The following is a 26,268-nucleotide window of genomic DNA, read 5'->3' as shown; positions in this document are numbered from 1 at the left end:
ATGAAGATCCTGTATCTTGTCTCGGACCTTGATGACGCAGCAACATGGCGGCGTGTCAATATGCTAGAGGCGGGCGGTGCCAGCGTCGATGTAGCCGGTATGCGCCGGGGGGCGCAGCCCCTGTCCAGACCTGCCACTGTGCTTGGCCGCACTTATCCCGGCAAGTTCATACACCGGGCCTTCAGCACATTGCGCCTGCTCTTGGGTGGCGCGAAGGAAGTGCATGGGGCGGTGCCCGACGTGATCTTGGCGCGAAACCTTGAAATGCTGCCGCTTGCCTTGCGGGTCCAAGCACGAATTTCCCCAGAAGAACGGCCAAAGGTGTTTTATGAAGTGCTCGATGTGCATCGTCTGATGCTGGGCAACGGGGTCTTTGCGAAATGCCTGCGGTTCATCGAGCGCAGCATGTGCCGCAGGGTGACGGGGGTGATCACGTCATCACCCCGCTTTGTTACAGAATATTTCAGCCGCTACGGTCAAATCGAGACTGCGCCGCTTGTGGTCGAGAACAAGGTCTGGGCACCAGATGAACCGCTGCCGCCCAAACATCCGGCACGCACTGGGAACACCCTCACCATCGGTTGGTTCGGCATCTTGCGTTGTGCCGCCTCGCTACGTTGCCTGGATGAGATGTGCAAACAAGCCGCGGGCCGTGTGCGGCTGGTGCTGCGCGGCAAACCTGCGCTGGATGCACTCCCGGATTTTCACCAGACTGTGCGCGACAATCCAAATATAGAGTTTCACGGGCCTTACAGCTACCCAGATGACCTGCCCCATATCTATGGCGAAACGGATATTGCGTGGCTGGTTGACAGGTTTGACGCGGGGGCGAATTCAGATTGGTTGCTGCCGAACCGCCTGTATGAAAGCTGCGCGCATGGTGCAATTCCACTGGCACTAAAGGGAACAGAAACGGCGCGTTATCTTCAGCGTCACAAACTGGGGCTAATCGTCCCAAGTCTGGAACCCCAAGCCATTACAGCCCTGCTGGACCAAACCGGCCCCGCGCAACTGGAAGCGCTTCGCGCGGAACTGACCTCTCGCGACATGGCAAACTGGAAGACAACCCACCAAGACTGCGTCTGGCTGGTCGATCAGCTACGCAAATCCGCCGCCTTGCACCAACAAATAGCCGAGGCGCACTCATGACCGCACCCGATACGAAAGATAATCGCACCACATTATCGTCGGACGATAAACCCAGCAGGGTTGTGATTATCGTTCCGACACTGAACGAAGCCGCCCATATCATCCCTGTTCTGCGCAGCCTTGAACCCGGTGCGCGGCGGCTTGGGGCGCAGATAGCCGTGGTCGATGGCGGCTCTGATGACGGAACGGTAGAGCTTGTGCGCCAACAAGCCGCACGCTTTCCGGCTATTGTGCTGCTGCATAACCCGAAGCGTCTGCAAGCTGCGGCGATCAACCTTGCCGCCAAGCATTTCCGCGACCAAGCAGACTGGTTCATCCGCGTCGACGCACATGCAGCCTACCCCGAGGATTATTGCGAAGTCTTGCTGGACGAGGCACGTCGAACGGGGGCCGAAAGTGTCACCGTCAAGATGACCGCGAAAGGGCAAGGGCTGATCCAGCGCAATATCGCCGCCGCGCAAAACGCGGTTTTTGGCAATGGCGGTTCCGTTCATCGCAATGGTGGAGAGGGGCGGTTCGTCGATCATGGCCACCACGCACTGATGCAGATGTCGGCCTTCTGTACTGTTGGCGGCTATGACGAAGGTTTCAGCCACAATGAGGATGCAGAACTTGACCAGAGGCTGCGCAAGGCAGGTTACCGTATCTGGCTGACCGCGGCGACCGGCATCGCCTATTTCCCCCGCGACACATTGGGCAAGCTGTCGCGCCAATATCTGAATTTTGGCGCGGGCCGGTTTGCGACTGCCCTCAAGCATCCGGGCAGCCTTGAAAGACGTCATTTTGTCTTGATGGGACTTGCGCCTGTCGCGGGCCTCTCTGTCTTTTCCGTCATCACACCGCAGGCTGCGATTCCGCTGGTCATGTGGTTTGCACTTTGTCTGGTGCTTGGTTTGGTGAAAGCGCTGCGCTGTCGTGCGCCAGATATCGCATTTTGCGGCATCGCGGCAGCCGTCATGCAGATGAGCTGGTCCTTCGGATTCTGGCGCGAGGTCTGGCGCAGCTCTTGGTGTGGTTTGCGCGCGGCTTTGGCCAATCGCTGGTTGCAGGAACAGAAATAGGGAAACGGTGAGCAATATGATTGTACATTTTAACGATAGTGACCCTGCAATGTTACCTGCCCCAAGTCAGGACAAAACTGGCCCGCAACTGGATTTCGCCGCAATCTTCGCAGCCATGCGCCGAAACAAGCGCATCATGTTCCTGTCGGTTCTGATTGCGGTTGGAATTGGCGCGGTCCATGTCCAGACAAGCCCAAGATCCTATCTTGCCGCGACCGAGGTCATGATCATTGAAGAGTTTGCCGGTAGCGCGCAGAATTTCAACCGACCGGCAACACTTGCCCAGAACGAGATTACACTCGACAGCGCCCGCAAAGTTCTGGAATCGCAGAAACTCGCGCTGGCGGTTGTTGACGCACTGGACCTGCATGCCCGCCCTGAAGTGTTGTCAAGCGAGTCGTCATTGGCGCGACAGGGCATCGAGACTATGCGCGGTCTGATCCTTGGTCTGCTACCGGCAGAGCAGGGCGCCCCGACCCAGATCGACCCTGACACGGCCGAGCAGCTTGCACGTATGTCAGCGGCAGATACCCTGCGCCAAGGGATCGAAGTCAGAAGAGAGGGGCGCAGTTCTGTATTCTCGATCCGCTACACATCCAACAATCCACAATTCGCAGCAGAGGTCGTGAATGCCTATGGCCAGGCATTTCTGGCCGATCAGCTTATCGGAAACGTAGAGGCCTCCAGCAGTGTGCTGGACTGGCTGCATGACAGGCTTATGGTGATTCAGGAAAATTCTGCACAGGCCGCGTTGAAAGCAGAAGAGTTTCGCGCGCGAAGCGGGCTGCTCACTGTAGCGGGAGAGTCGATCCGCGTGCAGACCATCTCTCAACTGAATTCTGATCTGGCTGCGGCAACCGTGGAACTGGCGCAAATCCGCGCGCTGAAAACCGTCTATGCCGAACTGAGCGAACTTGATCCGATAGAATTTGTCCGCTCCGGCGCGGCCGGAGTGCGTGTTCCGGCTGCGGAGTTTGCCGCTGGTCAACAAAGGCTTCTGGACCTGCAACAAAGCCTTGACGACGTTGAGCGGCGGCAGGGCCCCGGGCATTCGGCGGCCATTCGGTTGCGCGCCCAGATTGAACGCGAAGGCAGCACATTGCAGCGCGAGATCGCCAGCCTGTATGAAACGACGCGCAACGCCGCCCGCGTCAAGGAGGCAGAGGTCGAGATGCTGCGCGCCAGCATCGAGGATTTTTCAAATGAAAACCTGCAACTTGCGACTGCGCGGGTCGAATTGCAGTCGCTTGAACGGCAAGCCGGGATTCTGGACGCACTGAACGAAACCTATCTGATGCGCATGAAAGACCTGGAACAAACCCAGACATTCCCTGTCGCCAATGTGCGCGTACTTTCAGTTTCAGACGTGCCGGAAAAGCCGGTCGCACCGCGCAAGACCATTATCATGGGTTTCATGCTTCTCATGGGAACGATGGTGGGCGGCGGGCTGTCCGTGCTGCGCGACGGGCGCGAGAAGGTCATTCGCACCAGTGATGCGCTTTATGACGCAAGTGGCCGGCCCTTCCTTGGCTACCTTCCAATGCTGACACTGAACGAGGTCAAGGCCCTGCCAGAGCCACAGGAAGCCAAAGCACGCCCTGTTTTGCCAAGATACAATCGCTTGCGCAAATCTGGCACTTGCCAACAGCCCGACCCGTTCAGATACCCGTTTCCCGCACTGAAGCACCCAAGATCGCATTATACCGAAACGCTGCGCAACATCCGCAACGCGTGCGAGACATCGGCCCTTGGCAAATCCGGTTATGTTCTTGGCATCGTGTCCTTGCGACCGGGAGAGGGCAAGACAACGCTGGCCAAGAACCTTGCTGCCCTGACCGCAGTTTCTGGCAGTTCTGTATTGCTGGTGGATGGCGATGTGCGCACCTCAGGCATGAGTCAGCGCCTTGGACAATCCGAGGGGGTCGGTCTTCGGGATGTGTTGCAAGGCACGGCTGCCATGCACAACGCCATCCGCAAGGAAACCTCGACCGGTTTGCATTTCATGTCGTCAGGTTTCTCACCCGATGATGCCCATGCTGGTGACAGCCTGTATTCCTCAAGGTTCCGCGACATGCTGGATGAAGCGCGCAGCCGCTATGCCCTGACAATCGTAGATTTGGCACCGCTTGGCCCTGTGTCGGATGCAAGGGCCCTTCTGCCCGCGATAGACGGGCTTGTAATGGTCGTTGAATGGGGGCGCATGCCAATCGGCCTGCTACAGAAAACACTGTCGATGGACCCGGTCCTGTACAAGAAAATCCTCGGGATCACGCTGAGTAAAACCAACATGACCAGCCTGAGAGATTACACAAGGCTTGATGAAACAGGGAATTACTATGACGTCTATGCGTCGAAACATGCGTGAGCACTCTCTGCCTGAGGTGCCCATTGCATGGGCAGGGTCGGGTGATGGTAAACTGGTCTGTCCCGCCGAGACCGCCCGTTTTCTCAAAGGACAACCGAATAACTGGTCTGATCTCTTGCAAACCGAAAAACTGAACTCTGACATGGGGCATTTCGCGCCTCGACAACCATCCAGACAGACGGATAACCACCGGGCAGCCCGAAAGGCTTGCCTGAGTGCTGGTTCTGTCCTGTGTGCACTTGCGGAAGACTGACATGGATTACGCACAATGGCAGGCCACACGCAAAGCGCGCAGGACGCGGGTAATAAACCTGTGCCCGAACGCGCTGCTTGGTCTGGCAAGTCTGACCTCGCTGGTGTTCGTTTCCCATCTGGGGCGCAACGGTGTGCTGATTTTTCTGTTGACCGGCGTTCTACTATTGGCGCGGCGGTTGGACCTGACCTTGCGCGAGGTGCGCGAATACTGGTGGGTCTGGCTGTTCCCGCTGTGGTGTATCCTTAGCGTTCTGTGGTCAGAGCATCCGCATCTATCGCTTCGGCATGGCATACAGCTTCTTGTGACATTCATGGTCGCAGTCACCCTGGCGCAGCGCCTGTCGCCCATTGTGTTTCTTCGCATCCTCTTTATTGCACTGGCAACTGCTGGCATCGCCAGCCTGCTGATTGGCGACACACGGGCCGATGGCATCTGGATCGGCATTTTCGACAGCAAGAACTATTATGCCTTCACAATGGTCGCGCTGACCCTGTGTTCCTTTGCGCTGGTCATGGATGCCAGCCAGACCAAGGCATGGCGGCTGGCCGGGTTTGGCGGCGTGCTTATGGGCATCCCTCAGATCATCATGGCAGAATCTGCCGGGGCGGCCATTGCCTCGCTTTTCGTGCTGGCTGTTGCACTGGTCATCATACGTTCTCATAAACTACCACCTGCACGCAGAACGCAGCGCATAAAGTGGCTTTGGACCCTTGCGATTGCGGGCGTGCTGGTCGCACTCGCACTGAGTGACATGATCATGAACTTTGTGTTCGAGGTGACGGGCAAGGACCCGTCGCTTACAGGCAGAACTGATCTGTGGATGGTGGCAATAGACCAGATTGCGCGGTCGCCCTTTCTGGGCAGTGGCTACAGCGCTTTCTGGGTCGAAGGCAATGCAATCGCAGAATCCATCTGGGCAGAGTTTCACATCGGTTCCAAATCGGGGTTCAATTTTCACAATCTGTATCTGTCAAATGCAGTCGAAATCGGACTGATCGGGGTGCTGCTGCAACTCAGCCTGCTTGCGCCTGCCTTTGTGCTTTGCAGCCGTTGGCTTTTGCACGCAAGCGGGGCGCCCGCGATGTTCTGCTTCATGGCACTGTGTTTCGTGCTTGTCCTGTCATTGGTCGAAGTGCCGGTTTTCTTCGAGTTTCATGCCCTCTCTGTCATGACGCTTGCATCGCTGGTTTACGGCCTTCGGGCCGCGCGTGAATTGCCACAACTTCGCCCTGCCAGGCGCACCCCTCAGACCAAACGCACCGCTACCATCTAGCCCGAGAGATTTTCATGGAATTCAAAAGCTACGCCGATCTTGAAGCCGATGTTGTTCGCATGTTGCCGAACTTGCCACGTGATCTTGATCTGATTGTTGCAGTGCCGCGCAGCGGATTGGTGCCCGCCAGTATGATTGCGCTTCATCTGAACCTGCCTGTGACCGATCTCGAAGGGTTGTTTGACGGGCGGCTGATCGCTTCGGGCCATCGCAAGTTGCGGAAATCGGTTTCTGAAACCGATGAAACGCCGCTAAAGGTGTTGATCGTCGATGACAGCGTCGGGACTGGTGCGCAAATGCGCGAGATCCGCGCCGAACTGGAACGCCGGGCGCTGCCCCACAGGATTCAGATTGCCGTTATCTATGCCACACCCACCGGCGCGCCACTTGTTGATTTTTATGGAAAAACCGTTCCGGTCTTGCGGCATTTCTTTGCATGGAATGTCATGCATCACAGTGCGATCAATCAATGGTGCGTCGATATCGACGGTGTCTTGTGCAGGGACTGCACCCTAGAGGAGGATGACGAAGCAGAACGCTATGCGCGCTTTCTACACTCGGCAGAGCCACTTTACCTGCCAACATCGCGCATTGGCTGGCTTGTCACTGGCAGACTGGAAAAATACCGCGCCGTGACCGAAACATGGCTACACAAGCACGGCATTACCTATGACAAACTGATCATGCACCCAGCCGATAGCAACGCAGAACGCAAAGCAAATGGGGGGATCGGGCACTTCAAGGGAAATTTCTATAAGAGCATCGACTCCGGTTTATTCATTGAAAGCTGCGCATGGCAGGCCAAAGATATTGCAAACGCTTCTGGAAAGCCGGTGCTTTGTATGGAAACCCGATCTATGATCCAACCAAATACCACCGCCCGATTGCGAAAAATCGCACGAAAAGGGCCAGGTTCTTATTTTCGTTTTGTCCGCCGGTTGTTCGAGAATTATCGGGATCAAAACCGCAACGCCGGTTTTGTCCAAGGACTTCAAACTACGTCTGGAACTCAAATACAAAAGAATGAGAAATGCTGATCTGAGCGCGATCAAGCACCGCTGCGCGTTATCGCGTTTCGGCTATCTCGAACAGGTTGCGACTTTCGCTGCGATCTGTGCCATGTGAGATAAAAAATTAATGTCAGGTACAGGAACTGGAGAAACACCATTGTACCGACAACCATCGCAGCCGTCTGACCCCAAGACCCGCCCGACATGCGGATAAATACGCCCATAGCAAGCGCACTCGCCAGCATTATGATTAAGAAACGGATCACGTGCATTGCAAGCTCTTAACTTATTGGGGCAGGGGGTAATTGCGGGGGGTAAGTATAGCAACGTTCATTCACTACCAAGGCTTTCTTAATTATCATTGAAAGAACAAAAAGTCTACGCGCGTAAAATTCTTGAGCGATTTTTCACCGATGGGCGTCATATAGGAACCTGATCGTTGGATTTTAACTTAGTGTTTTCTGAAAACGGACAATTCATCGCTTGGTCAGTCCATGCCCTGAACGCGTGAAGTCCTGACTCTGACCCTGATCGACGAAGCAGATACATGATTTTTCCTTTCTTCCATCGCTTCAGAAAACGCGTGCCAATCTTCACACCGCGTCTGATACGCAGCGTAAAAATGCATTTTGGCGAAATGATGACTTTCGCGCGAAAGGCGACAAGAACCATAATTTCGCACACCGCAAGTCCTGCGCGCAGATCAAGACAAGCGGTGTTTTGCTTGCGCCGGTACCGGCAAGGAACCAGCGGTTCCGATCATCCGTTTCATCTGTGCAGCTGCAAACACCCTTAGAACATATCGAGGAGATGAAAGATGAAAAAGCATATCGCACTGGTCGCAAGCTTCTTTGCACTGACTGCTGTACCGGCCTTGGCTGACACGCATGACCATGACGCAGAGCATGACTTCCCCCTGAGCATGGAATCCTTCATGGATGCCCATCCAGAGGTCACACCAGAAGCCTTTTTCCTGATCGACACTGATGGCGACGGCGAGGTGTCTGAGGAAGAATATGACGCGGCACGCGAAGCTGGTCTGATCACCGATACCGAAGCTATGGACGCAGACTAACAGGTTTTCGCGACGACCTTCGACATAATGCAACGGCGGCAGATCCAAGCCGCCGTTGCACCTGTAATAGCGTTAGTGTCGCCAGAAAACCTCGCCCCCCTGCCAGATAGAGTGCACTGACAAATCGGGTTTCAGAACGGTGAAATCAGCCCGTGCGCCAACACTGATCCTGCCGCGATCGCTGGCATTGATAATATCCGCGGGAATGCGTGTGGCCATCGCAAAAGCACGCTCAATCGCAACACCAAGCCCAACCAGATGCGCCACAGATTGCGGCAAACTGACATCCGCGCCCGCAAGCGTTCCATCCTCAAGCGTAAGTCGGCCATTTGTACGTATGACCCGCCGCCCATCCAGATTGAACGCTTGCAAGTCAGTGCCCGCTACGGCCATCGCGTCGCTGACCAGAAACACCCCGTCAGGGGTTTTCATTGCCAATGCCACCAGCAAGGGTTCGGCCGCAACATGCACACCATCGCCAATGATCCCGGCCTGCAACCCTGTTGTCAGTGCCGCCCCGATGAGCCCCGGCGCGCGGGCCTGCATTCCACTCATGGCATTGTAAAGATGCGTGACACAGCGCGCGCCGGCATCATATGCGCGCTGCGCATCTGATGCACTGCACCCCGTATGCCCAAGGCTGACAATCACACCTGCGCGCGCAAGCTGACTGATCTGGTCCAGCGTCACGGCTTCGGGTGCAAGGGTGACCATCAAGGCAGGCAGGTCTTGGGCCGCGGACAGCAATTCTGACAGATCGCGGTCCTGCATCGGGCGGATCAGTTGCGCATCATGGGCACCCTTGCGGGCGGGGTCCAGATGTGGCCCCTCCAAGTGCAACCCCGCAAAACCCTTGACCCCCTCACGCGCAGCGGCGCGGCCAGCATCAATGACCTGACGCGTTACCTCTGGCGTGTTTGTGATCAATGTGGGCAATATGGCACTGGCCCCAAGTGCAGTATGCGCGGCACAAATACGACCAAGCTGCGCCACATCGGTCAGCGCGCCGACCATCTCGCCCGCGCCACCGTTCACCTGCACATCAACCATGCCCGGTGCCAGCACAACATTGCCCAAATCCTGCACATCGGCATCATCGGGGATATCTGCCGCATCGCTCAAAAGCGCGGCAACCCGCCCCCGGCTGTCCAGCACAACATGCGCATGCGCGTGCATTTGCGTGCCGTCAAAAACCTGCGCAGCTTTCAGCACAAGGGTCATGGCAACTTCCTCTGTTCACACCGACGCGCATACCATAAAGCGCCGTCGAGGGGTGTTCCCGCTGGCTCTGTGCAGTGCAAATCCGCACTGCCTTGCCCTATCATACGCGCCAGCAGGGCAGGCCCCAAGCCACCCAGCGCGGCCACCGGCAAATCGGGGTGACCTGCCTGCAATTGCCGGATTACACCGCGCAGATAGCGGGATGACGCATCCAGAATTGCCCCGGCAACCGGACAATGCGCTTGCGCCTGTTCCAGCACAAGCGGGGCAAGGGCTGCGAAATCGGCAGGGCGCGCTGTTGCGGCAAAGCCGATCATTTTCTGCACTGAGCCGTATCGCGCCCAGACAAGATCGGTCAAACTGCCAGACTCGGCCAGACCATCATGTGCCAACAGGCTATGTCGAAGCGCCTCTCGCCCGATCCATGCGCCGCTTCCGTTATCGCCAAGCACCAAACCATAACCGCCGAGGCGCTGTACAGTACCCGCCGCTTTCCGCGCCACGACAGACCCCGTGCCGACAGCCATCACGATCCCATCGGATCGTGGAAATGCCCCCATCAACGCAATCTCGATGTCACCGACGATCTCCAGATCTGGGTACGGCAAGCGCGCCTTGATCTGCGCGATTGCCCCGGACTCTGTCGCGCCTGCAAGGCCCAGCGCGATGATGGGCTGAAGCCGCGCGTGAGTGTCTGCCTGCGCAATGCACCGCCCCAGCAGGTCCGATACCGCGCGCAATGCGCCATCAAAGTCAGTGGCGACATTCGCCGGGCCACCGGTCAGAACCGCGCCCCTGCGCCCATCTGCCAACTCAACCTGCGCGCGGCAGCCAGACCCACCACCATCCAGCCCGATATAAATCCGCATCTTTCCCCCTTGGCCATCACACATGCCAAAAAAAACACGGATGAAAAGGTGTTTTTGCACATTGAGGGATAGCCCGGTTGCGTCGGGCCGATTTCCAAGCAGGGCGGGGCTTGATAAGGTCAGACAAGCGACACATACACAGCGCGTTCCATGAAGTACAAAGGCCATCCCGATGACAGAACTCGCTGACCCACGCTACCGCATGCTTGACAGTTGGGACAGCCAGACCGCGCTTGCCGCCATATGGGAAAGCCAGCTTGCGGCAGTCGAAAGCATTCGTCCTGCGCTGCCTGTACTAGCCGAGGCGGTCGAAGGGGCATTGCCCGGACTGAGGGCGGGCGGGCGTCTGGTCTATGTCGGGGCGGGCACATCTATCCGCATCGCGGTGCAGGATGGCACAGAACTTGGCCCCACATTCAACTGGCCCGACACGCGAACAGTTTACTTGATTGCAGGCGGGCCAAAGGCCCTTATGCAAAGCGTTGAGGGTGCCGAAGATGACACCGCGTCTGCGCGCGCGCAGGTAGCAGCGGCTGAATTGTCGCCAAATGATCTGGTGATCGGTCTTGCTGCCAGCGGGCGCACCCCTTTCACCGTCGCCGCACTGGAAGCCGCAGGTGCCGCAGGTGCCTTGACTCTCGGCATCGCCTGCAACCCGGACACCGCATTGCTAAGGGCCGCACGTTACGCAGTCTTAGTGGAAACAGGCGCCGAAGTCGTCGCAGGCTCTACCCGGATGAAGGCAGGCACTGCGCAAAAGGTTGTGCTGAATATGCTGTCTACGCAGATCATGGTGCGTTTAGGGCATGTGCATGACGGGCTGATGGTCGATATGCGCCCCCAGAACGCGAAACTGCGCGCCCGCGCCCGCGACATGGTTGCGCGAATTGCAGGGGTTTCGGACCATGTGGCGCAAGCCGCCCTTGAGCAAGCCGATTGGCGCATCAAGCCTGCCGTTCTTGTTGCCCTTGGGGAAAGCCCTGTGCAAGCGAACGCTGCACTTGACCAATCGGGGGGCGTGCTTCGACGGGCAATGGGTACCGTTGCAACCAATCCTCGAAACCGTGATACCTGACCAGCGTACAGCCAGTGCGTTTTCATCGGGGTTGACCGAAATCCCCACAAACAAACAGCGAAAATGGTGAGCAGATGACACAACTCGACTGGATAGCAGCGGATTGGGGCCAATCGCACCTGCGTGTCTGGGGGCTTGGCGGACAGACTGTTATTCATGCCGCGCAATCAGATCAGGGCATGGACCAGCTTTCGCGGTCAGATCTGGAACCCGCCTTGCTGGCACTGATTGAAACCTGGCTGCCCAAAGGACAGGTCACACCCATAATCGTCTGCGGAATGCTGGCGGGACCGAAGGACTGGTTCGGCGTAAAAAACCGTTCTGTACCCGCTACACCGTTGGGCAGCGCACTGGTGCAGGCCGAGATACGCGACTTGCGCGTGTCACTGCATATTGTGCCGGGTTTGCAGCAGAATACGCCACCAGATTTGATGCGCGGTGCGGAGACCAAGATCGCGGGCTTTCTGCAACAGAACCCCGGCTGGGACGGTGTGATCTGCCTGCCCGGCACCCATAGCACATGGGCGCATATCAGCGCGGGCGAAGTGGTCAGTTTCCAGACATTTCTTACCGGAGAGTTGTTTGAGCTTTTGTCCGACCATTCAATCCTGCGCCACTCGGTCGCGGGCTGGGACGCTGCCGGATTTACACAAGGTCTGGATGAGAGCATCGAACGACCAGAGCGGCTTATGGCGCGTCTGTTTTCGATCCGCGCGCACTCTGTGTTGCAACAGCAAGACCCGGCCTTCGCCCGCGCGCGCTTGTCCGGATTGCTGATCGGCGCAGAACTAGCGGCCTCAAAACCCTATTGGTTGGGCCAGCAGGTGGCGATCATTGGGACCGAGGGTCTGGCCAAGACCTATGCCGATGCTTGTGCACGGCTGTCAGTGCCCGTTTCCCTGCATGACGCGACCCAGATGACCTTGGCGGGCCTTGACGCCGCGCGTGCTTTTCTACCGCCAACGCAGCGCCCACAGACGCATTGATGCGTGTCACTTGACAGAAGCGACCCGATAACAGTTCGGGGGGTGTTGTGGACAGAAAAGAAACGCACCGCGACCCGACGCTGCGCGGCTTTGATCCCGGTTCAGATATGGCAAGGCAGCCCGACACGTGCGATGCCGCACTAATCCGCCGCGCCCTGCCCAATCTGGACCACTGGTCCGGTTGCCCCTGTCTGCGCCCGGTGCAGCAGGATCTGATCCAGCAAGACACAGGCCATCATCGCCTCTCCAACAGGGACAGCACGAATGCCAACACAGGGGTCATGGCGGCCCTTGGTCACCACTTCTGTGGGCTGACCGTCGCGCGTGATCGAGTCGCGCGGAGTGTGGATGGATGATGTAGGCTTGATCGCAAAACGAACAACAACCTCCTGCCCGGTTGAAATGCCACCCAGAATGCCGCCCGCCTTGTTGCTGCGGTAGCGCGGGCCGTCAGCGCCCATCTCGATTTCATCGGCATTTTCAACGCCCGTCAGGCTGGCAGCCGCCATACCTGCGCCAATCTCGACGCCCTTGACCGCATTGATCGACATCATCGCAGCCGCAAGCTCTGTATCCAGTTTCGAATAGATCGGCGCACCCAGACCCGCTGGCACGCCTGACGCCACCACCTCGATCATGGCACCGACCGAATTGCCATCCTTGCGGATCTGGTCCAGCGCATCGGCCCATTCCTTGGCCGCCAGCGCATCAGGCACCCAGAACGGGTTGCGCGCGATCTCCGCCAGATCAAAGCGGGCGCGGTCAATCTGGTGTGGCCCCATCTGCACCATATAGCCGGTGATCGTGACATTCGGCGCAAGGGTTTTCAGAACCTCACGCGCAATCCCACCTGCGGCAACGCGCGCGGCCGTCTCGCGCGCAGAGGATCGTCCACCGCCGCGCGGGTCACGCAGCCCGTATTTCTGGAAATAGGTGATATCGGCATGTCCGGGCCGAAAAGTCTCAAGAATATTGCCGTAATCCTTGGAGCGCTGGTCCACATTGCGGATCATCAGCTGAATCGGCGTGCCGGTCGTGCGCCCTTCATACACCCCGGACAGGATTTCCACAGTGTCAGGTTCGCGCCGCTGCGTCGTGTGGCGGCTTTGGCCGGGTTTGCGCCGGTCCAGCCAGTGCTGGATCATGCCCGCATCGAGCGTCACACCGGGTGGGCACCCATCGACCGTGGCCCCAAGGGCCGGCCCGTGGCTTTCGCCCCATGTGGTAACACGGAACAGATGACCAAATGTGTTGAAGCTCATGCGCAGGCACTCCTTTGGGGCAAACACTTAGCGGCAAGGTGCGCCATGCTCAAGCACTGCTCTTGTAGGGACGTGAGAAAGCGATTACCTGTCTGGTCACCTCGGGGTGCCTGAACAGGGCTGAGATGCGTATTTGCGAACCCGTTGAACCTGAACCGGTTCGGACCGGCGGAGGGAAGGTTCGGGCGATATGCCCGTGTCATTCTTCGCCTGTCGCAAGAGAGATGGAGAAATGAGATGACACGTCCCCTTTATGTGACCATCGCCGCAATGACCCTTGCGGGGGCTGCGCAGGCCGATACGCTGACCGTACTTGCCCCGGATTATTTCGGGTCCAGTTGGGGGCCAGGACCTGCGATCAAAGAGGGGTTCGAGGCACAGTGTGATTGCACAGTTGAATTTCGCACGGGCGATGTTCTGCCCCGCCTGATGCTGGACGGCGCGCGTCTGGAAGGCGATGTGATCATTGGGCTTGGCACAGATGAACTGCTGCGCGCGCGCGATACCGGCCTGTTCACGGACCATCAGCAGGATTTAACTTGCCTTAGCCTGCCAGTTGAATGGGCAGATGACATCTTCATTCCATTCAACTGGTCCCATGTTGCCTTTGTCTATGACACCACGCGGCTGGAAACACCACCCGGCAGCTTTGCCGAACTGGTCGAACGCGATGACATTTCGCTGATCTGGCAAGACCCGCGTTCTTCAGGGGCGGGGCTGGCGCTATTGCTTTGGGTTGACCAGCTTTATGGCGATGACGCGCAAGCCATCTGGGAAAACCTTGCGGCCAAGACGGTTACGGTCACAGCGGGTTGGTCAGAAGCCTATGGCATGTTCACCAATGGCGAGGCTGACATGGTGCTCAGCTATACCACATCGCCCGCCTATCACATCATGGCCGAAGATGATGACACCAAGGCTGCGGCAATCTTTGAGGAGGGTCATTATTTCATCGCCGAAGCGGCGGGTGTGCTGGCCGGGGCTGCACAGCCTGATCTGGCGCGTGATTTCATGGCCTATATTCTGTCGGACGAGTTTCAGCAGATGATCGCAACGGCAAACTGGTCCTACCCTTCGGCCCTTCCGCGCGACGAATGGCCCGAGGTGTTCCGCGACCTTCCCCTGCCCGAAACTGCAATCTTCCTGTCCGAGGATGAGGCCGATGCGCGCCGCTCTCCTGCATTGGCCCATTGGCTGGAGGGCATGACTCGGTGACACGCGACCCGGCCCTGACCGCGCGCCTTCTTGTCCTCTTGGCAGGCGGGGGCGTTGCGGCATGGCTGATCGTGCTGAATTTCGGTGCGCTGGGGGCCGTGGCATGGCGCGCCGAAGGGCTGACTGCCTTGCGCGGTGCAGATTGGGCGGCTGTGCGCTTTACCCTGATACAAGCGCTATGGTCTGCGGCTTTGTCGGTCTTGCTGGCCATCCCGATTGCACGTGCACTTGCGCGCCGACGCTTCATTGGGCGCGGTGCGCTGATCATGCTGATGGGCGCGCCCTTCATCCTGCCGACACTGGTGGCGGTGCTGGGCTTGCTGGCCGTATTCGGGCGCGCCGGGCTGGTCAATCAGGGGCTGGAGGGGCTGGGCTTCGGTCGACTGAACATCTTTGGCCTGCAAGGCGTGGTTCTGGCGCATGTCTTCTACAATCTGCCGCTGGCCACGCGCATTCTGTTGCAAGGCTGGGCCACGATTCCAGCCGAACGGTTCCGCCTTGGGGCAACGCTTGGCTTTGGTCCGCGCGAAAACTTCCGCCAGTTGGAATGGCCGATGCTGCGCGAATTGGTACCGGGGGCGTTTCTGGTCATTTTCCTGATCTGCCTGACCAGCTTTTCCGTTGCGCTGACAATGGGCGGCGGCCCGCGCGCGACGACCGTAGAACTGGCGATATATCAGGCATTCCGGTTTGATTTCGATATGGGCCGGGCCGCGATGCTGGCATTGGTTCAATTCGGGCTGTGCGCCTGCGCGGGGCTTTTGGCATGGCGGGTGTCCTTGCCATCCGGTCTTGGTAGCGGAATGGACCGGCCGGTACAGCGATTTGATACCGGCACCTTGAGCCTGCGTCTGTGGGATGGTGCACTGATTGTCGCGGGGGCATTGTTTCTGCTGGTGCCACTGGCACTTGTTGCCTTGCGCGGGTTGCCACATGTCGCAGGGCTACCACCAGAGGTCTGGCAGGCGGCGGGCAGGTCACTTCTGGTGGCGCTGGGCGCAACCGGTGTGACCTTGGCCATGACACTGGCATTGGCCCATGCCGTGATAGCGGTCGGGCCGGGGCGCGGTGCAATGCTGGAATGGCTGGGACTGGCCGCGCTTGCAGCCTCGCCGCTTGTAATCGGAACAGGGCTGTATCTGCTGATCCGTCCATTTGGCAACCCGCGCGATTTCGCGCTGGTCGTGACAATGCTTGTAAATGCCGGGATGGCGCTGCCTTTTGCCCTGCGGCTTATCCTGCCCGGCCTGCGCGAGGTGGTGGTGAGTCAAGGCAGGCTGGCAGACAGCCTTGGACTACATGGTTGGGTGCGACTGCGCATCGTGACCCTGCCACGCCTACGCCGTTCTTTGGGTTTCGCTGCCGGTCTGACAGCAGCCTTGTCGATGGGCGATCTGGGTGTGATCATGCTGTTTGCAGAACGCGAAGGCGCAACCCTGCCCATGCAGCTTTATCGCCTGATGACCGCCTACCGGCTGGACGATGCAGCCGGTACAGCGCTGGTTCTGCTAGGGTCCAGCCTTGCACTATTCTGGTTATTTGACGCATGGGGGCGCCGATTTGCTGACGCTTGACGCCGTGACAATCCGGCAGGACGACTTCCTGCTTTGCGCCGCGTTGCAGATCACGGCGGGCGCGCGTGTCGCTGTGATCGGGCCATCGGGGGCCGGAAAGTCCACGCTGCTTGGGGCCATTGCCGGTTTCGTACCCTTGGCCGAAGGGCGCATCATCTGGGCAAATGCCGATATCTCGGGGCAAAGCCCTGCTTTGCGCCCAATTTCCGTTCTGTTTCAGGACAACAACCTGTTTCCGCATCTGTCGGCGTTTGACAATGTGGCGCTTGGCTTGCGCCCTTCGCTGCGCCTGACCAAGACAGAGCGCGCTCAGGTCATGGCGGCGCTGGATCGGGTCGGGCTGAGCGGGTATGAAGCGCGCCGTCCCGCCCAATTATCTGGTGGGCAACAAAGCCGCGTTGCACTGGCGCGCGTGGTGTTGCAGCGCAAGCCCCTTGTCCTGCTGGATGAACCATTCTCGGCGCTTGGCCCGGCGCTAAAGGCTGAAATGCTGCAACTCGTGGCCGATATCTGTTCCGAGACGGGCGCGACATTGCTGATGGTGACACATGATATCAGCGATGCGCGTGCAATAGCGGATCAGACAATTCTGGTGGCCGATGGGGTTGCTGAAGGCCCGTTTGAAACCGCGCATCTTCTTGACAACCCACCCGCGTCACTACGCGCTTATATCGGTGCGTCTTTGTCTGGTCCGCCTGATAGAAGATGACTGATATGACCGGGTCACAGATCGTAGCCGGTTGCGGCCCTATTTCAGCTTGCGCCCCAGCAATTCCAGCCTGTGCCCTTCCAGCCGATAGCCCAGACGTCGCGCGATTTTTTCCTGTAGCGCTTCGATCTCGGGGTCGCAGAACTCGATGACTTCGCCCGTGTCCATGTCTATCAGATGATCGTGATGCGCGCGTTCGCTGTCTTCGAACCGCGCACGCCCGTCGCCAAATTCCAACCGGTCCAGAATGCCTGTCTCTTCCAACAATTTCACCGTGCGGTAGACGGTCGCCAGCGAAATGCGCGCATCCAGCGCATTGGCGCGGGCATGCAATTCTTCGACATCTGGGTGACCTTCGGCAGATTCTATAACGCGCGCGATCGTGCGGCGCTGGTCTGTCATACGAAGGCCCTGCGCTTCCAGACGGGCAAGAATGGATTTGTTCACGCTGCTTACTCCGACCACATCCAAGCGTTAGTTTAAACGCGCGATGCCAAGCTGAAAACCGCTAAATGCCAAGTCGCCATTGCAGCATTCACGCATGTGACCGCTGCAATGGCGCATGGTTCAGTCCGGCTTGCGGCCCTGAAGGTGCTTGCGAAGCTTGGATGGTGGTGCCTTCTTCCGGCCCTTGAAGGGGTTCTTTTCTGCTTGCGACCGCATGAACATTCGGATCGGGGTTCCGGGCATGTCAAAATGGTCCCGCAAGCCGTTCACCAGATAGCGCGTGTAACTGGCGGGCAATTCTTCGGGGTTGGAACACATGATCACAAAACCGGGGGGGCGCGTCTTGGCCTGCGTCGCATAGCGCAGCTTGATGCGCTTTCCGCCCGGCGCGGGGGGTGGGTGTGCCTCGACCATAGCGCCCAGCCATGTATTCAGTTTGGCGGTCGAGATGCGACGATTCCAGACTTCATGTGCGCGTAGGACCGCAGCGTGCAATCTGTCCAGCCCTTTGCCGGTCATGGCGGAAACGGTAACCAGAGGCGCACCGCGCAATTGCGGCAGCAGCTTTTCAAAGCCCGCGCGCAGCGCTTTCAGCTTTTCCTGCTTGTTCTCTTCGATATCCCATTTATTCACCGCGATGACCACGGCGCGCCCTTCAGTCTCGGCGAAATCGGCAATACGCAGATCCTGCTGTTCAAAGGGGATCGCCGCATCCAGCAGCACCACAACCACCTCGGCAAAGCGCACAGCGCGCAGGCCATCAGCAACCGAGAGTTTCTCGACCTTGTCAGTCACACGCGCCTTCTTGCGCATGCCTGCCGTGTCAAAAATCCGCGTGGGTGTGCCCATCCAGTTCAGCGAAACGGAAATCGAATCGCGTGTGATCCCGGCCTCTGGGCCAGTCAAAAGCCGGTCTTCGCCCAGAATGGTGTTGATCAGCGTGGATTTCCCCGCATTGGGACGACCAATAACAGCGACCTGCAACGGGCGTTTCGCGCTTGGGGTGAAATCCTCAGGCGCGTCTTCGCTGACATCAAGGTCAGTTTCGGGGGCGTCTACCGCAGCGCGTTCGGCAAATTCATCAGCGATGGGGCGCAGGATGTGATACAGTTCATCCATCCCCTCGCCATGTTCGGCAGAGAGGCGCAGCGGCTCACCCAGCCCAAGCGCATAGGCATCCAGCACGCCCGCCTCACCCGCGCGCCCCTCGGCCTTGTTGGCGCCAAGAATGACGTGATCTGCGCGTTTGCGCAAAATCTCGGCGAACATTTCGTCGGTGGGGGTAATGCCAGTGCGGGCATCTACCAGAAACAGACAGATATCTGCCATGTCGACCGCGCGTTCTGTCAGCCGCCGCATCCGGCCTTGCAGACTTTCGTCAGTGACTTCTTCCAGCCCGGCTGTGTCGATCACGGTAAAGCGCAGATCGCCCAACCGCGCATCACCTTCGCGCAGGTCGCGCGTGACGCCGGGCTGGTCATCCACCAGCGCCAGACGCTTGCCCACCAAACGGTTGAACAAGGTCGATTTACCGACATTCGGGCGGCCGACAATGGCCAGGGTGAAACTCATTTCTCTTCATGCTCCTGAACGCAAACATGGCCCCACTCAGGGGCCATGCAGTTCCAATACCTGATAATGGCCCTTAACGATAGGCCGTCAACCGACCATCGCGGGACACGACATACAGCGTTCCACCCACAACGATCGGCGCGATGGCTGCGCCGGAGCGCAGCTCTGTTTCTGAGACAAGCGCGCCAGATACGGGGTCAAAACTGCGCAACACCCCATCTCCGGACCCGACAACCAAGCGCCCGCCTGCCAAAACCGGGCCATAATGCGGGAATACCTCTGCGCGGCGGCGCTCGCGTGTCTGGGTGAACAACGGCAAAGCCTCGCCCCAAATGAATTCACCTGTGCTGGCATCCAGTCTGATCAACCGGTTGCGATCCGACATCAGGAACACTGACCCGCCAACCGGCCAGACAGGGCCGTAAGCGGCCTCATCCGCTGTCCAGATGATGCGCCCGTCACTGCGGTTCAATGCCATGATCCGGCCCGACTGATTGCCGACATATACGACATCGCCCTGCACAATCGGGTCGCCCGTCACATCGGTAACCGAGGCATAGGCCATCCCGATTCGCGTGCCCGCCACCGCACGGCGCCACATGATCTGCCCGGTATCACGGCGTGCCGCGATCAACTCGCCACCCGATGTGGGGAACAGGACCAAATCACCGGCAACTGCCGGGGCCGCGCCGCCCACCATCGCCGAGGGCGAAGGCGCGCCTGAAATCTGCCAGTCGGTCTGACCGGTCGACGCATCCAGCGCCCAACCTGTGCTGTTACTGGCAACAACATAAGCCACGCCGCCCACAATCGTTGGGGCGGCTGTAAGCGGTGCGTCAAAGCGTTTGGACCAGACTTCCGCCCCTGTTGCGAGGTCCAGCGCCCACAGCATCCCAAAGGCCGAAGTGACAAACAGCTTTCCATCAGCAATCGCCAAACCACCGCCAGAAGCCGAATCTGCGCTGCGCGTGAAACCGGGGGTCAGGTCACGGGTCCAGGCCACTTCGCCATTGGTCGTCACCGCTGTCACCTGCGCGCGGCTGTCGAGGGTATAGATCAGCCCACCACTTGAAACCGGTTCGGCTGTAATCCGGTGCCGCCGCCCGTCACCCTGGCCAATAGGGACTGACCAAACCTGCTGCAATGTGCCGCCAAGTGCCGGATGCGCAATGCGCGTCGATGGGGAACCAAGCCGATGCGTCCATTCTGCATTCGTCGCGCTGGCCGGCAATGATATGGGCAATGCGCGGTTTTCCGGGGCTTCACCCGCAGTCTCTGAAAAGGGCGCGCGCAAGGGAAAACGCTCGCCTTCCAGAATGAATTCGCGGTTGCAGGCAGATACGAATGTGGCAATCGCCAGAAGGCTTGCGCAGGTCCAGAGTTTCACCATTTGCTCCTATCGCTCCAGCCCGCAACATTCGGGATTTGTTAGACTATACATCATACTGGCGGGAAGCACCTCAGCGAGGCGCAACTTCGCCGCCCAACGCGACCACAAGCTGCGTCACCCGGCGACGCAACGTGTCAGATACATCTGATTGAGACAACAAGTCAGTCATGATTTCAATGGCTGTTTCAGGATTTCCCTGCTCAAGTTGCAAAAGCGCCGTTTGCTCCAGCGCCATCGGGCGCAGTGGCTGACCCGGCTGCGTCAGGCCCGCCAAAATCATTTCACGCTCTGCTATCGGAATGTCAGTGCCGCCTGCTATGACCCATTTGAGTGCTGCAAGCTGACGGTATGCGTCTGGAAGCGCCGTATCTTCCGAAGCCGCCGACAGCGCCGCAAGAGCGGCTGCGCGATCTGTCTCGATCAATTCACCGGCACTGAGCAACTGGATCATACCCGCCTGCGCGCCTGTTGTCTCAATCTGCGCAAGTGCGTTGACGCGCGCTGACGGGTCATTATTCTCAAGCGCTGCCAATACGGCATCGCCAAAGGCTTCGGCATTGGCCCGTTCTGTGGCCTTGCGCCACTCGTTCCAGCCTGTGCCGCCGACGATAAGCAGAACCGCAAGAATAGCTATCCAGCCATACTTGCGCAGATAGCCCATCATTCGGTCGCGGCGCAGTTCTTCTGTCACCTCGTTTAGAAAACTGTCGGGATTGCTCACGCGCCACCTCTGCCAAAAACTACGCCTCTCATACCGCGAAGCACCGCTTATTGCCAAGCCCTGCAAGCATAGAATCGCCTCAGCCTGTCAGGACCTTGTAAAAACCGTGGGGAAACGGCACATATGACCACGTATTTTTCTGCAACTGCGAAATTAATCTGAACTGGTCAGTTTAGCGTAGATAAGTTACTTTCACCCAAAAGCCCACCGGAGTCGCCAACATGCGCGTTTTTCCACTGGTTACAGCGCTTTTCGTAACCATCGTGCTGTATCTTTCCATCATGGAACGCGAAGCCCTTCTGGGATTCGCCGGTGTCCTTGGTGATGAGGTTCAGGAGCACACTGATACCGACGCGCAAGAAGCAACGCGTGTGCGTGTTCTTGCGCAGCGTTCTATCGCCCAGCCAGTCGCCAGCACCGTTGTCCTGCGGGGCAGGACCGAAGCGCAGCGTCAGGTCGAGATTCGCTCCGAAACCTCGGGTCTGGTCACATCAGACCCGTTGCGTCGTGGCGCAAGCGTAAAGGCAGGCGACAGACTGTGTGAAGTCGCACCCGGCGTGCGCAAGGCAGCACTGGATGAAGCGCAGGCGCGCTTGGCTGAGGCTGAAATCAATTTCCGCGCAGCATCCGGCCTGTCGGAAAGCGGGTTTTCAACCGACGTAAGGCTGGCCAATGCCCGCGCTGCCCTGCAAGCGGCACAAGCCGGCGTCGATCGCGCCGTGGAGGAAATGGCAAGGCTTGTCATGCACGCGCCCTTTGACGGGTTGTTGGAAACCGACACGGCAGAGCTGGGCAGCCTGCTGCAACCCGGCGCTTTATGCGCAACACTGATCCAGATGGACCCGATCAAGCTGGTCGGCTTTGCAACAGAAGCGCAGGTTGACCTGCTGGAAACGGGCGCACCAGCCGCCGCACGGCTGGCCTCTGGTCGCGAGGTTATGGGCACTGTCAGCTTTATTGCGCGCTCCGCCGATGCGCAAACGCGCACTTTCCGGGTGGATGTCACGATCCCCAACCCTGAGGGCAGCATACGTGACGGACAAAGCGCCGACATCATTATTCAGGCTCAGGAACAAACTGGTCACCTTTTGCCAAGTTCCGCCCTGACACTGAATGATGCAGGCGAATTGGGGTTGCGTCTGGTAGATGACGATGGGCTGGTCAGCTTCGCCCCCGCCCAGATTTTGCGGGACAGTAGCGATGGCATCTGGCTGGCTGGGCTGCCGGACGAAATTGGCGCAATCACCGTCGGTCAGGAATTCACCCGCGAAGGGGCACGGGTGCATGTGACATGGGATGATAACGCACAGGCGCCGCAATGATCGGAATCGTCACATGGGCCGCCAACCACGCGCGCATGGTGCTGGCGCTGCTGGTGATGGTGCTGGTGGCAGGAACGGCTGCCTATATCTCGCTTCCAAAAGAGGGTGAACCCGATATCGAGGTTCCCGCGGTCATCATCACTGTTCCCTTTCCCGGCATTTCGGCGGTCGATGGCGAAACGATGCTGGTCAAGCCGATGGAATCGGAATTGTCCGACCTTGACGGGCTGAAAACCCTCAGCGCTTTCTCGGCGGACGGGTTTGCCGCAGCCGTGCTGGAGTTTGAATTCGGCTGGGACAAAACCGCCACCATGGCCGATATCCGCGATGCGATGGGCCGAGCGGAAGGCAAATTTCCTGAAGGGGCGCAGAATTACACCATATCCGAGATCAACTTCTCGCAGTTCCCGATCATCATTGTGGCTGTTTCTGGCGATGTTTCAGAACGCACGCTTCTGCGCGCCACCCGCGATCTGCAATCGCGCATAGAGGGGCTGGATTCGGTTCTTGAGGCGGAAATCGCCGGGTCGCGCGACGAGATGGTCGAAGTGCTGATCGACCCGCTGCGTCTGGAAGCCTATAATGTGACGGCAGGTGAATTGATCCGCGTTGTAACGCAGAACAATCAACTGGTCGCCGCGGGCGAGGTTGAAACCGACCTTGGCGCTTTTTCTGTCACTGTCCCTTCCAGCTTCAACAGTCCTGAAGATATTTACCGCCTGCCGATCAAGGTGAATGGCGATTCCGTCGTGACCTTGGGCGATCTGGCAGAGATCAGACAGACATTTGCCGACCGCGAAGGGACTGCCCGCTTCAACGGAGAGACGAACCTTGCCATTCAGGTGGTCAAGCGCAAGGGCTTTAACGCCATCGATTCCACTGCTCAGGTGCGCGAAGCGATCGAGGCAGAGCGCGCATCCTGGCCGGAAGAATTGCAGGCCGCTATCCGTATCACCCCGGCGCTGGATACCTCGATCCAGACCGGTGAGATGGTGACCCAGCTCGAAGGCTCGGTCATGACCGCTATCGCGCTGGTGATGATCGTGGTGCTGGCCGCGCTTGGCGCGCGCTCTGCGCTGCTGGTCGGTTTGGCGATCCCGACATCCTTCCTGCTGTGTTTCATCTTGCTGGGACTGATGGATGTCGCGGTGTCGAATATCGTGATGTTCGGGCTTATTCTGGCGGTGGGTGTGCTGGTAGATGGCGCGGTCGTGGTCACGGAATATGCCGACAAGCGGCTGGCCGAAGGGGACGGCCCGATGGAAGCCTATGTCAAGGCCGCCAAGCGCATGTTCTGGCCCGTCATCGCTTCCACAGCAACGACGCTTTGTGCCTTTCTGCCTATGCTGTTCTGGCCTGGTGTCGCGGGCGAATTCATGGGGCTGCTGCCTGTCACGCTGATCTTCGTTCTGACGGCTTCGCTTGTTGTCGCACTGATCTTCCTGCCGGTGCTGGGCGGAATCACAGGGCGCATCGCGCGTAAACTGAGCTATGTCACAGAGGCCCTGCGCAAGCTGCCATTCGCTATCCGCCTGACACTGGCAGCGGCGTCTGTTGCTGGTCTGCTTCTGGGCGGGTTGATGCTGTTGAACCCCGGCCTGCTGACAGGGGGCACCCAAGCGGCACAATCACTTGGACAGATGTTGCCGGGGGCAGTGTTGATGGCGCTGTCTGCAATGTGCATTTCCACCAGTTTCGCAGCCATAACACCACAGAAAAAACCCAAGAAGATAAGGGCCGAACGCCACTATTCCCCGGCTGGCTATGTTGCCAAACTCTTTGTCGGGAACCCGATCATGCCGGTCGTTCTGATTGTGGCTGTCGCCGCCTTTGTCATGGGTGTGTTTCAGTACTACGGCGAAAACAACCGCGGGGTAGAATTCTTTGTCGAGACAGAGCCAGAGCAGGGCATTATCTTTGTGCGCGCGCGCGGCAATCTTTCGCTGACACAGAAAGACAATCTGGTGCGGCAGGTCGAAGAGATCGCCCTTGCAGAGGATGGAATCTCGTCTGTTTTTGCCTTTGCGGGCGATGGCGGCCTGAATACTAATACCGCAGGCCAAGGCCCGCCCCGCGATGCAATAGGCCAGATTCAGTTCGAGCTGGCACATTGGCGCGACCGTCAGGGACAACCACATCTGACAGGACAGGCCATTCTTGACCGGCTTGAAAGCCAGTTTGCACAGCTTCCGGGGATATATACCGAATTCCTGATCGCGTCTGGCGGCCCGGCCGGGGCCAAGCCTGTGCATCTGCGCCTGACCGGCGACAACTTTGCCGAACTTGAAACGGCTGTCGAGATTGTGCGCGACCGCTTTGCCGAAACACCCGGTCTGTTTGATCTGGAAGATTCGCGCCCCGTGCCGGGCATTGATTGGCAGATCAATGTCGATACAGAAATGGCAGGCCGTTTCGGTGCAGATGTGGCAACCATTGGCGGCATGGTACAACTGGTAACGCGCGGCTTGTTGCTGGACACGATGCGGGTCGACACCTCGGAAGAGGAAATTGATATTCGTGTGCGCCTGCCTGAAGGGGACCGCCTTCTCTCAACGCTGGACACATTGCGTGTGCAGACCAATTTCGGGCTGGTTCCGCTGTCGAACTTCATCACCAGCGAGACTGTCGCCTCGCGCGGTCAGATCGATCGGGTAAACCAGCAACGTTATTACGACGTGCTGGCAGATGTCCGTTCCGGGCTTGTGCGGATCGCGGATCGTGACGGCCAGACAATACGCGTGCTGACACGCACAGAGATCGTCCCCCGCGAACATGAAACGGGCACTGCCGAATATCAGCGCGTGCGCGAGACCCTTGCCGAGATAGAGCGCAATGGCTGGCGGCAGGTGCCAATCACAGCCACAGAGCGGATTGAGACACTGACCACCTGGCTGGAAAGCGAAAACCCGCTTCCTGACTCGATCGGATGGGAATGGACGGGTGAACAACAGGATCAGGAAGAAAGCACGCAATTCCTGACAGTCGCCTTCAGCGCGGCCCTTGGGCTGATGTTCGTGATCCTGCTGACGCAGTTCAACAGCTTCTACAACTCGGTACTGGTCCTACTAGCCGTTGTATTGTCTTCTGCCGGGGTGCTGATCGGGATGCTGGTCATGGACCAGACATTCTCTGTCATCATGACCGGGACGGGCATCGTGGCGCTGGCCGGGATTGTGGTGAACAACAACATTGTCCTGATCGACACCTACCAGAATTATGCCAAGATCATGCCTAGGATCGAAGCGATCATCCGCACGGTCGAGGCGCGCATTCGCCCGGTTCTGATGACCACCACGACAACCATGGCGGGGCTGACGCCAATGATGCTGGGGCTGTCCATAGACTTTGCCAATGGTGGTTATTCCATCGACAACCCGACCGCGCTGTGGTGGAAGCAGCTGGCCACGGCCGTTGTCTTCGGCCTGGGTGTGGCGACAGTGCTGACGCTATTGCTGACGCCCGCGCTACTGGCACTCCGCGTCTGGGTCGAAAAAGGGGCGTATCGCGGGGCTTTCGGACTGGTGCGAATATTCTCTGCGCAAGATTCAATCGCGCGTCGGGACCACGCATTGGAACGCAAGCTGCGCACGATACGTGGGGCAGAGCTGATCTGGGATTCGCCCCCGGAACCCCAGGAGAAGCAGTTGCCCCTGCAACTGGGTGACCCGCTACCGCCTGAAACCCCGCTCAAGGCTGCTGAATAGCGGATCAGATCG

General features: G+C 58.7%; 21 protein-coding genes and 1 riboswitch. Of the genes, 13 read left to right on the top strand and 8 right to left on the bottom strand.

Going from position 1 to position 26,268, the window contains the following annotated elements:
- The 4 genes from EV660_RS15720 to EV660_RS15705 all read left to right on the top strand — a co-directional run bounded on the left by EV660_RS15720 (position 1) and on the right by EV660_RS15705 (position 6,104).
- On the top strand, positions 1-1,149 hold the full coding sequence (locus tag EV660_RS15720; protein WP_071479993.1) for a glycosyltransferase family protein: 1,149 nt from the start codon (positions 1-3) through the stop codon (positions 1,147-1,149).
- Entirely contained in the window at positions 1,146-2,210 is a 1,065-nt protein-coding gene (locus EV660_RS15715; protein ID WP_071479992.1) for a glycosyltransferase family 2 protein, read from the top strand. Before EV660_RS15720 ends, EV660_RS15715 begins: the two co-directional genes overlap by 4 nt.
- A gap of 16 nt (positions 2,211-2,226) precedes the next feature.
- The gene (locus EV660_RS15710; protein WP_084634730.1) at positions 2,227-4,575 is read left to right on the top strand and encodes a GNVR domain-containing protein; all 2,349 of its coding nucleotides are present in this window, start codon (positions 2,227-2,229) and stop codon (positions 4,573-4,575) included.
- Between the two features lie 254 nt (positions 4,576-4,829).
- Entirely contained in the window at positions 4,830-6,104 is a 1,275-nt protein-coding gene (locus EV660_RS15705; RefSeq protein WP_071479990.1) for an O-antigen ligase family protein, read from the top strand.
- Here the strand turns inward: EV660_RS15705 and EV660_RS18955 are convergent.
- Positions 6,101-6,313, bottom strand: a complete 213-nt coding sequence (locus EV660_RS18955; protein ID WP_244927332.1) for a hypothetical protein — start codon at positions 6,311-6,313, stop codon at positions 6,101-6,103. The two genes, EV660_RS15705 and EV660_RS18955, sit on opposite strands and share 4 nt — an antisense overlap.
- On the opposite strand from EV660_RS18955, the gene EV660_RS15700 reads away from it, so the two are divergent.
- Both EV660_RS15700 and EV660_RS15695 read left to right on the top strand, forming a co-directional pair.
- Entirely contained in the window at positions 6,236-7,141 is a 906-nt protein-coding gene (locus EV660_RS15700) for a phosphoribosyltransferase (RefSeq protein ID WP_232727395.1), read from the top strand. The genes EV660_RS18955 and EV660_RS15700 overlap by 78 nt on opposite strands.
- A gap of 790 nt (positions 7,142-7,931) precedes the next feature.
- A complete protein-coding gene (locus tag EV660_RS15695) occupies positions 7,932-8,189 on the top strand; it encodes a hypothetical protein (RefSeq protein WP_071479987.1) in 258 nt (85 codons plus the stop codon).
- Between the two features lie 72 nt (positions 8,190-8,261).
- Here the strand turns inward: EV660_RS15695 and nagA are convergent, their stop codons facing one another.
- Both nagA and EV660_RS15685 read right to left on the bottom strand, forming a co-directional pair.
- The gene (gene nagA, locus EV660_RS15690; protein WP_071479986.1) at positions 8,262-9,410 is read right to left on the bottom strand and encodes an N-acetylglucosamine-6-phosphate deacetylase; all 1,149 of its coding nucleotides are present in this window, start codon (positions 9,408-9,410) and stop codon (positions 8,262-8,264) included.
- A complete protein-coding gene (locus EV660_RS15685) occupies positions 9,407-10,279 on the bottom strand; it encodes a glucosamine kinase nucleotide-binding domain-containing protein (protein ID WP_157798891.1) in 873 nt (290 codons plus the stop codon). The genes nagA and EV660_RS15685 overlap by 4 nt, the downstream gene beginning before the upstream one ends.
- A 172-nt stretch (positions 10,280-10,451) precedes the next feature.
- On the opposite strand from EV660_RS15685, the gene EV660_RS15680 reads away from it, so the two are divergent.
- Positions 10,452-11,354: an N-acetylmuramic acid 6-phosphate etherase gene (locus EV660_RS15680; protein ID WP_071479984.1), complete on the top strand. Its 903-nt coding sequence runs from the start codon at positions 10,452-10,454 to the stop codon at positions 11,352-11,354.
- A gap of 74 nt (positions 11,355-11,428) precedes the next feature.
- Positions 11,429-12,340 carry a 2-dehydro-3-deoxygalactonokinase gene (locus EV660_RS15675; RefSeq protein ID WP_071479983.1) on the top strand — a complete coding sequence of 304 codons (912 nt, stop codon included), beginning with the start codon at positions 11,429-11,431 and terminating at the stop codon, positions 12,338-12,340.
- Between the two features lie 140 nt (positions 12,341-12,480).
- Here EV660_RS15675 and aroC read toward each other — a convergent pair whose 3' ends face one another.
- The gene (aroC, locus tag EV660_RS15670) at positions 12,481-13,602 is read right to left on the bottom strand and encodes a chorismate synthase (RefSeq protein ID WP_071479982.1); all 1,122 of its coding nucleotides are present in this window, start codon (positions 13,600-13,602) and stop codon (positions 12,481-12,483) included.
- A 92-nt stretch (positions 13,603-13,694) separates the two neighbouring features.
- Positions 13,695-13,796: riboswitch (TPP riboswitch) on the top strand.
- Positions 13,797-13,839: 43 nt separating this feature from the next.
- Between aroC and EV660_RS15665 the strand changes: the two genes are divergently transcribed.
- The 3 genes from EV660_RS15665 to EV660_RS15655 are packed head-to-tail and all read left to right on the top strand — an operon-like array spanning position 13,840 to position 17,100.
- On the top strand, positions 13,840-14,817 hold the full coding sequence (locus EV660_RS15665) for a thiamine ABC transporter substrate-binding protein (protein WP_071479981.1): 978 nt from the start codon (positions 13,840-13,842) through the stop codon (positions 14,815-14,817).
- Positions 14,814-16,391, top strand: a complete 1,578-nt coding sequence (locus tag EV660_RS15660; protein WP_232727348.1) for a thiamine/thiamine pyrophosphate ABC transporter permease ThiP — start codon at positions 14,814-14,816, stop codon at positions 16,389-16,391. The genes EV660_RS15665 and EV660_RS15660 overlap by 4 nt, the downstream gene beginning before the upstream one ends.
- A complete protein-coding gene (locus EV660_RS15655; protein ID WP_071481938.1) occupies positions 16,378-17,100 on the top strand; it encodes a thiamine ABC transporter ATP-binding protein in 723 nt (240 codons plus the stop codon). Before EV660_RS15660 ends, EV660_RS15655 begins: the two co-directional genes overlap by 14 nt.
- Before the next feature lie 39 nt (positions 17,101-17,139).
- On the opposite strand, the gene EV660_RS15650 is transcribed toward EV660_RS15655, so the two are convergent.
- The 4 genes from EV660_RS15650 to EV660_RS15635 form a co-directional block, all read right to left on the bottom strand.
- Complete coding sequence (locus EV660_RS15650; protein WP_071481937.1) at positions 17,140-17,502, bottom strand: Fur family transcriptional regulator; 363 nt, start codon at positions 17,500-17,502, stop codon at positions 17,140-17,142.
- 165 nt (positions 17,503-17,667) lie between these two features.
- Positions 17,668-19,119, bottom strand: coding sequence for a ribosome biogenesis GTPase Der (der, locus tag EV660_RS15645; RefSeq protein WP_071479980.1), 1,452 nt, complete (start codon positions 19,117-19,119; stop codon positions 17,668-17,670).
- Between the two features lie 73 nt (positions 19,120-19,192).
- Positions 19,193-20,509, bottom strand: coding sequence for an outer membrane protein assembly factor BamB family protein (locus EV660_RS15640; protein ID WP_071479979.1), 1,317 nt, complete (start codon positions 20,507-20,509; stop codon positions 19,193-19,195).
- A 70-nt stretch (positions 20,510-20,579) separates the two neighbouring features.
- A complete protein-coding gene (locus EV660_RS15635; protein ID WP_071479978.1) occupies positions 20,580-21,230 on the bottom strand; it encodes a hypothetical protein in 651 nt (216 codons plus the stop codon).
- Positions 21,231-21,451: 221 nt separating this feature from the next.
- On the opposite strand from EV660_RS15635, the gene EV660_RS15630 reads away from it, so the two are divergent.
- Positions 21,452-22,552, top strand: a complete 1,101-nt coding sequence (locus EV660_RS15630) for an efflux RND transporter periplasmic adaptor subunit (RefSeq protein WP_071479977.1) — start codon at positions 21,452-21,454, stop codon at positions 22,550-22,552.
- Positions 22,549-26,256, top strand: coding sequence for an efflux RND transporter permease subunit (locus EV660_RS15625; RefSeq protein ID WP_071479976.1), 3,708 nt, complete (start codon positions 22,549-22,551; stop codon positions 26,254-26,256). The genes EV660_RS15630 and EV660_RS15625 overlap by 4 nt, the downstream gene beginning before the upstream one ends.
- Positions 26,257-26,268: the final 12 nt, after the last annotated feature.

The sequence above is a fragment of the Roseinatronobacter bogoriensis DSM 18756 genome (genome assembly GCF_004366635.1).
Taxonomy (GTDB): Bacteria; Pseudomonadota; Alphaproteobacteria; order Rhodobacterales; family Rhodobacteraceae; genus Roseinatronobacter; species Roseinatronobacter bogoriensis.
This window is presented reverse-complemented; position numbering and strand designations above follow the sequence as displayed.

What these genes read in the sequence shown, in the direction of transcription:
- EV660_RS15630 (WP_071479977.1), top strand. Translation starts at nt 21,452, where the DNA reads ATGCGCGTTTTTCCACTGGTTACAGCGCTTTTCGTAACCATCGTGCTG.
- EV660_RS15685 (WP_157798891.1), bottom strand. Translation starts at nt 10,279, where the DNA reads ATGCGGATTTATATCGGGCTGGATGGTGGTGGGTCTGGCTGCCGCGCG.
- EV660_RS15680 (WP_071479984.1), top strand. Translation starts at nt 10,452, where the DNA reads ATGACAGAACTCGCTGACCCACGCTACCGCATGCTTGACAGTTGGGAC.
- EV660_RS15720 (WP_071479993.1), top strand. Translation starts at nt 1, where the DNA reads ATGAAGATCCTGTATCTTGTCTCGGACCTTGATGACGCAGCAACATGG.
- EV660_RS15700 (WP_232727395.1), top strand. Translation starts at nt 6,236, where the DNA reads ATGATTGCGCTTCATCTGAACCTGCCTGTGACCGATCTCGAAGGGTTG.
- EV660_RS15650 (WP_071481937.1), bottom strand. Translation starts at nt 17,502, where the DNA reads ATGACAGACCAGCGCCGCACGATCGCGCGCGTTATAGAATCTGCCGAA.
- EV660_RS15625 (WP_071479976.1), top strand. Translation starts at nt 22,549, where the DNA reads ATGATCGGAATCGTCACATGGGCCGCCAACCACGCGCGCATGGTGCTG.
- EV660_RS15715 (WP_071479992.1), top strand. Translation starts at nt 1,146, where the DNA reads ATGACCGCACCCGATACGAAAGATAATCGCACCACATTATCGTCGGAC.
- EV660_RS15705 (WP_071479990.1), top strand. Translation starts at nt 4,830, where the DNA reads ATGGATTACGCACAATGGCAGGCCACACGCAAAGCGCGCAGGACGCGG.
- EV660_RS15640 (WP_071479979.1), bottom strand. Translation starts at nt 20,509, where the DNA reads ATGGTGAAACTCTGGACCTGCGCAAGCCTTCTGGCGATTGCCACATTC.
- aroC (WP_071479982.1), bottom strand. Translation starts at nt 13,602, where the DNA reads ATGAGCTTCAACACATTTGGTCATCTGTTCCGTGTTACCACATGGGGC.
- EV660_RS15695 (WP_071479987.1), top strand. Translation starts at nt 7,932, where the DNA reads ATGAAAAAGCATATCGCACTGGTCGCAAGCTTCTTTGCACTGACTGCT.
- EV660_RS18955 (WP_244927332.1), bottom strand. Translation starts at nt 6,313, where the DNA reads ATGGCCCGAAGCGATCAGCCGCCCGTCAAACAACCCTTCGAGATCGGT.
- EV660_RS15675 (WP_071479983.1), top strand. Translation starts at nt 11,429, where the DNA reads ATGACACAACTCGACTGGATAGCAGCGGATTGGGGCCAATCGCACCTG.
- der (WP_071479980.1), bottom strand. Translation starts at nt 19,119, where the DNA reads ATGAGTTTCACCCTGGCCATTGTCGGCCGCCCGAATGTCGGTAAATCG.
- EV660_RS15665 (WP_071479981.1), top strand. Translation starts at nt 13,840, where the DNA reads ATGACACGTCCCCTTTATGTGACCATCGCCGCAATGACCCTTGCGGGG.
- EV660_RS15710 (WP_084634730.1), top strand. Translation starts at nt 2,227, where the DNA reads ATGATTGTACATTTTAACGATAGTGACCCTGCAATGTTACCTGCCCCA.
- nagA (WP_071479986.1), bottom strand. Translation starts at nt 9,410, where the DNA reads ATGACCCTTGTGCTGAAAGCTGCGCAGGTTTTTGACGGCACGCAAATG.